The sequence below is a fragment of the Desulfobulbaceae bacterium genome (assembly GCA_015231515.1).
Lineage (GTDB): Bacteria > Desulfobacterota > Desulfobulbia > Desulfobulbales > VMSU01 > JADGBM01.
On the sequence record JADGBM010000130.1, the window covers coordinates 1 to 7357 of the forward strand.

The following is a 7357-nucleotide window of genomic DNA, read 5'->3' on the forward strand; positions in this document are numbered from 1 at the left end:
CCCATTGCTTCAGCAGCTTCACCCGAACCATGAATTGCGCGTAATGCTCTGCCCACTCGGGAGTTAATAAGGTTAAGCAGCAGAACAACTCCAATAACCAATATACCGCAGGCAATATAGTAATTGGGCACCCGGGAAGAGAAACTGCCGCTTACTTCCAGGCCAGGCAATAGTTCAAAGCCTGGCACACTCGAGATACCATCGGCCTCGCCAAAAAAACTAGAGGCCAAGGCAACTCGATATATGATTGTTCCAAAGCCAAGTGTGGCCATCGCCAGATAATGGCCTTTTAATTTCAAGACAGGGATACCAATGGCAAAAGCGATAACAATGGTCAGCCACACTGCGATAATAAAGGCACTCCACGGCGGGAACGTCAACAGGTTCCCGCCATAAAGATCCTGCCCGGCAACGAGAAATCCGCATTTTTTCAAGAAAATGACCAGCGCAGAGTCAGTATACTGGGCGAAGTTATGGGTGGTAAGAGCAGCTGAAACATAACCGCCAATACCAAAAAAACCGGCATGCCCCAGCGAAATCTGCCCTGCATAGCCCATGACCAGACACAAACCGACAATAACTAATGCGTAGTAAGCGGACATCGTTAACTGAGTCAGATAAAATGCCTTGCCAGACCAGTGACAAAGGAGCTGTATTCCTATCATGGTGAGAAGCATGGCGATGATGGCAAAAATATTCTTTCTGGTCATCAAAACTCCTTTAAGCGCGCCGCTTCACTACTGCCAAAGATACCATGTGGCCGAACAAAAAGAATAATCAGGAGGATTGCAATGGAGATCGCATCTTGAAAGGCAAGTGGCACAATCGATATACTGAATGACTCAATTACACCGAGAAGAAGTCCTGCCGCAACGGCAGCCATACTATTTCCAAGTCCACCGATTATTGCAACAGTAAAACCTTTTATGGCCAGTCCCGTTCCACTGTCATACTCGGTATAGGTTATCGGCGAAACAACACAACCTGCCAGAGCGCCAATACCAGCGCTTAACATAAACGACAGGGTGACCATGTTTTTAGTGTTGATACCACACAGGGTTGCCGCAACCCTATTAGAAGCACAGGCCCGCATCTCCTGGCCCAAGGATGTAAACTTAAAGAACACACTCAAGAACAGTACAATAACAGAACAGGTTCCTATAACCCAGAGAACCTGGGGCGAAATATTGGTCCCCAATATCTGAACCGAGGTTATCTCGTTACCGATAAAATATGGTAGAGCGCGGACAGTATCTCCCCAAAAATGAAGTGCCGCCTCCCTGGTTAAGATTGAAATACCAATAGTGATAATAATCAATCGCAGGACGGAAGGTTTATCAAGCCAGCGGATAAAAACAATTTCAATCAAGGCGCCGATGACCATAGTGATCATCACCGAACAGAAAATAGCAATTGGCAGGGGTAAAAAAGAGTTGAAGGTAATCGCAAACATGCCCCCCAACATAACAAACTCACCCTGGGCAAAGTTGATTATGCCCGTAGTGTTATAAATAATATTAAAACCAATAGCAACGATGGCATAGATAATACCATAAGTAACCCCGGCAAAAAGATATTGAGTAAAAAGTTCTACAGTCATTACGATAATTAGGGCCGCAGATTAAGGGTGAACATTAAAAAATACTTAGGATACAACAAAAGACAGAGCAACAAAGAATAAGGGGCAGGGCAAAAAGCCCAACCCCTTATCGATACGGGCATATCAAGCAGGAAAATTATTTCAGCAGGGTAAACTTTCCGTCTTTTACTGTCCACATGGCAAAGGCATCAATATCAAGACCATTATGATCTTCGGGAGTGAAGTTAAATACACCGCCGGTTCCAGCAAAGCCTTTCATGTTCTCAATAGCATCGCGAACTTTTTCACGGTCTGGTCCAACTTCTAGGATAGCCTTGCAGAGAATCTTAAAGGCATCATAACCGTGACCGCCAAAAGTACTGGCAGGCTCGTTGTATTTACTCTCATAGTCACTTTTGTACTTTAACAATACAGCCTTTTGAGGATCGCCATCAGGTAAAATTTCCGGGGCCAAAAGACGTCCCGCAGGAAAGATTATTCCTTCAGATGCCGCACCGCCAGCCTCAACATATTTGATGTTGCCAAAACCATGGCTCTGAAAGAGAGGTACATCCCACCCGGCCTGACGCATGTTTTTAGCAAGAATACCCTGGGCCGGAACAATAGACCAGTTGACAACAGCTTGAATATCTTTGTTAGCCATCAACTTCGCTACCACTGAAGAGAGATCGGTAGACTTTTTGTCGTAAACCTCTGAAAGCAGAATCTCTATACCAAACTCAGGGGCAAGAGCCTCAAGTTGTTCCTTTCCGGCATTACCAAAACCAGTATTACCAGATAAGACCGCAATCTTTGAGATTCCACGCTCCTTCATGGCGCTATAAATTTTCTGGACAGCGTGACTATCTTTTTGAGGGGTTTTAAACACATATTTCGCAACAGGGTTGACAATAACCTGGGCTGCTGCACAGGAAATAAGAATCGTTTTACCTTCCTCAGCAATATTCTTTATCTTCATGGTCTCCCCGCTGGTGGAAGGCCCTAAGATTGCAAACACTTGTTCTTCTTCGATAAGCTGCTTGGCAAAGGAGATCGCCTTTTCCGGACTTCCGCCGGAATCCTTAATGATCAACTCTATTTTATCGCCATTCAGACCACCGTTAGCGTTGAGTTCTTCTGCCAGCATCTCTATTGTCCGGGCCTCAGGGCCACCGAGAAATGATGCCCCGCCGGTTACAGCCAGGATTGCACCAACCTTGATGCTTTTCGCAAAAGCATTGACCGGTACAGATAAGGCCATTGCAACAAAAGCAACAGCACACCATTGAGTGAATCGATTGTTACACTGTTTTCCCATTTTCCCCTCCTAAACGTTAATAAAAGATGCTTCGTATATTTTTACAAAGCGGATAAAATCACTTCCTGATCAGAAACCGTCAGGCAAGACGGAAAAAGATTTAAATCGCGTAGACTTCCTCTCCCGTCAAGATGCGAAGACCAGCCTTCTGCAGGGCCGCAATTGCAAGGTCGACCTCGTCAAAACGGAATATAATCAAACCTGTTTGTCCGCTTCGTTGAGCAAATGCATACATATATTCAACATTCAAATTAGCAGCTTTAATGACCTTTAATGTCCCTGCCAACCCACCAGGGTGATCTGGTACTTCGACCACAAGGACCTCAGTCTTACCAACTGTAAAACCATTTTCCTTTAAAATCTTTTTGGCTTTGTCGTTATCATTGACAATTAAGCGCAGGATTCCAAAATCGGCTGTGTCGGCAAGAGAAAGTGCCCGAATATTAATACCATTCTCTGCCAGAATTGCTGTAATTTCAGCTAAACGTCCTGACCTGTTTTCCAAAAAAATAGCTATCTGTTCGACCTTCATCATCCCTCCTTGAGAGTGTTTGTAGCACCTGCAGATCAACTCTTTTATACAAACGTCTACCGTCTGTCACTCAAATAAATAGCCATGTTGTTTCCTGAGGGCTTCTAAATTTTCCGTTTATCAATAACGCGCTGAGCCTTGCCTTCGCTACGTGCGATGGTTTTTGGTTCAACCAAAGATATCTTACAGGATGAGCCAATCAGATCTTTAATCTCGGCCTGAATCCGTTTGCTCAAACCCTCAAGTTTCTTTATTTCATCCGAAAAAACACTTTCACTGACTTCGACCTGAACCTCCATGGTGTCCATCGAACCCTGGCGGTCTACTATGATCTGGTAATGGGGTTCGACACCTTCAACACTCATTAGTACATGCTCAATCTGCGAAGGGAAAACGTTGACCCCGCGAATAATCAGCATGTCATCGGTGCGACCAGTAACCTTCGGCATTCGCATAAATGACCTGCCGCAGGAACAAGGTGTATCAATAAGCCGGGAAATATCTTTGGTTCGGTAACGAATCACCGGAAAAGCCGTTTTAGTGAGGGTAGTAAAAACAAGTTCGCCCTCTTCACCGACAGCAAGCGGCTCAAAGGTATCTCTATCGACAATTTCGGGCAGGAAATGATCTTCAAAAATATGGAGTCCTTTTTGTTCTTCAATACACCCAACCGCAACACCCGGGCCGATAATCTCACTCAAGCCATAAATATCAATAGCCTTTAAGGATAGTTTCCTCTCAAGCTCTTCACGCATATTCTCGCTCCAGGGCTCGGCCCCGAAAATACCTACCTTAAGTGCCAGCGATGCCGGATCAATTCCGGCATCGGCAATTGCCTCGGCCAAATTCAAGGCATAGGAGGGTGTCGAGAGCAAGACGGTAGAACCAAAATCCTGCATGATGGTGATCTGGCGCTTAGTCTGTCCTCCGGAAATAGGAATGACTGTGGCGCCGAGCTCTTCAGCACCATAATGAGCACCAAGCCCTCCGGTAAACAACCCGTAGCCATAGGCGTTTTGAATCATATCACTTTTAGTGACTCCAGCGGCAGAGAGGCTTCTTGCCATTAAACCGGCCCACAGTTTAATATCTTCCTTAGTGTAACCGACAACTGTCGGTTTACCCGTAGTGCCAGAGGACGCATGAACACGAACCACGTCATCCATCGGTACAGTGAACAGACCGAAAGGATAGTTCTTTCGCAAATCCTCCTTGGTCGTAAACGGCAGTTTGCGGATATCTTCAAGAGTTTTAATATCCTGTGGAACTACCCCAGCGGCATCCATTTTGCCTTTATAGTAGGGAACTTTCTCATACACACGCGCAACAAGTTTTTGCAGACGATCCAGCTGCAAAATCTGCAGTTGGTCCCGAGACAAAGTTTCCTGATCACTGAAAATCATCTATTTTCTCCAAATGTCCTTTTAAAAAATGACACAAACTTGCTTTGCACAAATTCAAAAAACACAGATACAGATTCTGAGTTAAAAAAAGCCATGTGAGTCAGCAGCAAATAGTTCAGGCCAGTGCGGCCTTTCGTCCTGCGGCAAAGGCCTTCAGGTTTAGATCTAAAATTTTCGCCGGCAACTTATCCTTCATCACCTTGACAAAGGTTTCTTCGGCTACAGGCAGGTATGCAGACAATGCTCCAACAAGGGCAATATTGGCAGCTCGAATCTCACCAACACCTTTGGCAATCTCAAAACCGTTAACGGGTAAAACATAGATACCATTGGCTTCAATCAAGTCAATCAGCCTATCGGGATAGATTGCATTACCTGTTGCAACCACTGGCGGTGCGATAGTATGCGTATTAACAACCACCTTTGTTCCCGGATGCATAAAAGGAAGATACCGTGCCGCCTCCATCATTTCAAAGGCCACAACATAGTCAGCCTGCCCCGGATCAATTAACGGTGAATAAACCTTAGCACCAAAGCGTAAGTTGGCCACAACAGACCCGCCGCGCTGAGCCATGCCATGTACTTCACTTTTTTTGGCATCTAACCCCTCTTCAAGCAAGGCATAGGCAGTGACCTCGCTTGCCAGTAGAATTCCCTGCCCCCCTACACCACAAAAAAGAATATTTCCTGCTGCCTTCATGCGCTTTCCTCCCCTGCTCTGGTGATAGCCTCGAACTTACAGAGCTGCGCGCATTGCCCACAACCATTACACATCTCGCTTATCCGTGTATAACCTTTTTGTTTTTCCTTAAAACCAAGTTCCCGAGCCTGCTGCTCAGTTACCGGCACCCAGTTAAGAGCAGGGCAACCCAAACGCAGACAGGATTTACAGCCCGTACAAGATTTCGGATCAATCGTATACGGTTGTTTAACTCGTCTCTTTTCTTCAGGCAGCAACACACATGGAGACTTAGTAATTACCACTGAGGGGCCGTCAAACTCAATCGCTTCTTTAAGCGCCGTCTCTGTTTCGCCAAGATGATGGGGATTAACTTCTACGACATGTTTTACACCAAGGGCATGACAGAGATTTTTTATATCAATACTATGGGTTGGTTCACCCATAAGTGTCTGCCCTGATGCCGGATTGTGCTGATGACCAGTCATACCGGTAATGCGGTTATCTAAAATGACCACAGTGGAGCATCCTTTATTGTAGACCACGTTTACTAGACCGGTAAGGCCTGAGTGAAAAAAGGTTGAGTCTCCAAGGACAGCAACAACCTTACCCTTAGCTTCAAGTCCCAGGGCTTTTTCCATACCATGAGCAATTCCGATACTTGCCCCCATACAAACACATGAATCCATTGCCGATAGCGGCGGCAAAAAGCCTAAAGTGTAACAGCCAATATCGCCCGACACAAAAACCTTTAATTTTTTCAGACTATAAAACAACCCTCTATGAGGACATCCGGCACACATATTGGGCGGTCTTAGCGGCAACTCTTCGGGAGAAAACAGTGCAGGGCTCTCTTTTTGGAAGGCCTTTTTCAAAATAAATGAATTTAACTCGCCAATTGCAGGCACGATCTCCTTCCCCGTACATTTGATGCCCATTGCCTTGACATGTGTTTCAATAAAGGGATCGAGTTCCTCAACAATAAACAGCTCATCTACTTTGGAAGCAAAATCACTGATCATCAGTTTAGGAAAAGGATAGACCATGCCTAATTTCAATACAGAGGCCTCAGGAAAAGCCTCTTTAACGTAGAGATAGGAGATACCACTGGTGATGATCCCTATTTTCACATCTGCCATTTCAATTTTATTGTAAGCAAAGGTCTCAGCAAAGGTCTCCAATTTTTGCTGGCGCTCAGCAATAACCTTGCGCCGGTTTCGGGCATTACCCGGCAGCATAACGAATTTTGCCGGCATTTTTTCTATACCGGGTTCGACTCCTGACTTCAGCATCTCACCCTCTGCAACAAGACCCTTCACATGAGCAATACGGGTTGTTGTACGAACAATAACCGGAACGTCAAACTCTTCACTTATATCAAATGCCAGTTTGACAAACTCTTTCGCCTCGGCTGGATCGGAAGGCTCAAGCATGGGAACTTTTGCGGCAAAGGCATAATTGCGATTATCCTGCTCATTTTGCGATGAGTGCATCTCAGGATCATCGGCGTTGATAATAACAAGCCCCGCTCTGCCCCCGGTATATGAGGCGGTAAAAAGCGGGTCGGCCGCAACATTCATCCCAACATGCTTCATGGTTGAAAGTACTCTGACCCCCGCAAAAGAGGAGCCAATAGCAACTTCAATTCCTACTTTTTCATTCGGAGCCCATTCAGTGTATACACCCTCATACTTAGATAGATTTTCCAAAATTTCTGTTGAAGGTGTTCCAGGGTACCCAGACGCAACTTTAACACCTGCCTCAAATGCCCCCAAGGCAATTGCTTCATTCCCTGAAAGCCACAACTCATTATTTCTCGCCACTATCTCCTCCTAATTCGTCTGCA

Annotated in this window: 7 protein-coding genes; all 7 read right to left on the minus strand. The window is 45.6% G+C overall.

The genetic code is table 11. The features are described from left to right. Positions 1 to 710 (minus strand): branched-chain amino acid ABC transporter permease (locus tag HQK80_14335; protein ID MBF0223376.1); only part of this gene is annotated, 710 nt, incomplete at its 3' end. Continuing rightward, positions 710 to 1600, minus strand: coding sequence for a branched-chain amino acid ABC transporter permease (locus HQK80_14340; protein ID MBF0223377.1), 891 nt, complete (start codon positions 1598 to 1600; stop codon positions 710 to 712). The genes HQK80_14340 and HQK80_14335, both read right to left, overlap by 1 nt. A 136-nt stretch (positions 1601 to 1736) precedes the next feature. Then, positions 1737 to 2897, minus strand: a complete 1161-nt coding sequence (locus HQK80_14345; protein ID MBF0223378.1) for an ABC transporter substrate-binding protein — start codon at positions 2895 to 2897, stop codon at positions 1737 to 1739. A 100-nt stretch (positions 2898 to 2997) separates the two neighbouring features. Further along, positions 2998 to 3429 (minus strand): ACT domain-containing protein, encoded by a 432-nt coding sequence (locus HQK80_14350; GenBank protein ID MBF0223379.1) that lies wholly within the window; start codon positions 3427 to 3429, stop codon positions 2998 to 3000. 104 nt (positions 3430 to 3533) lie between these two features. Beyond that, positions 3534 to 4832 carry a phenylacetate--CoA ligase gene (locus HQK80_14355; protein MBF0223380.1) on the minus strand — a complete coding sequence of 433 codons (1299 nt, stop codon included), beginning with the start codon at positions 4830 to 4832 and terminating at the stop codon, positions 3534 to 3536. Positions 4833 to 4947: 115 nt separating this feature from the next. Beyond that, positions 4948 to 5532: an indolepyruvate oxidoreductase subunit beta gene (locus HQK80_14360; GenBank protein MBF0223381.1), complete on the minus strand. Its 585-nt coding sequence runs from the start codon at positions 5530 to 5532 to the stop codon at positions 4948 to 4950. Then, entirely contained in the window at positions 5529 to 7334 is a 1806-nt protein-coding gene (gene iorA, locus HQK80_14365; protein MBF0223382.1) for an indolepyruvate ferredoxin oxidoreductase subunit alpha, read from the minus strand. The genes HQK80_14360 and iorA overlap by 4 nt, the downstream gene beginning before the upstream one ends. Positions 7335 to 7357 lie beyond the last annotated feature (23 nt).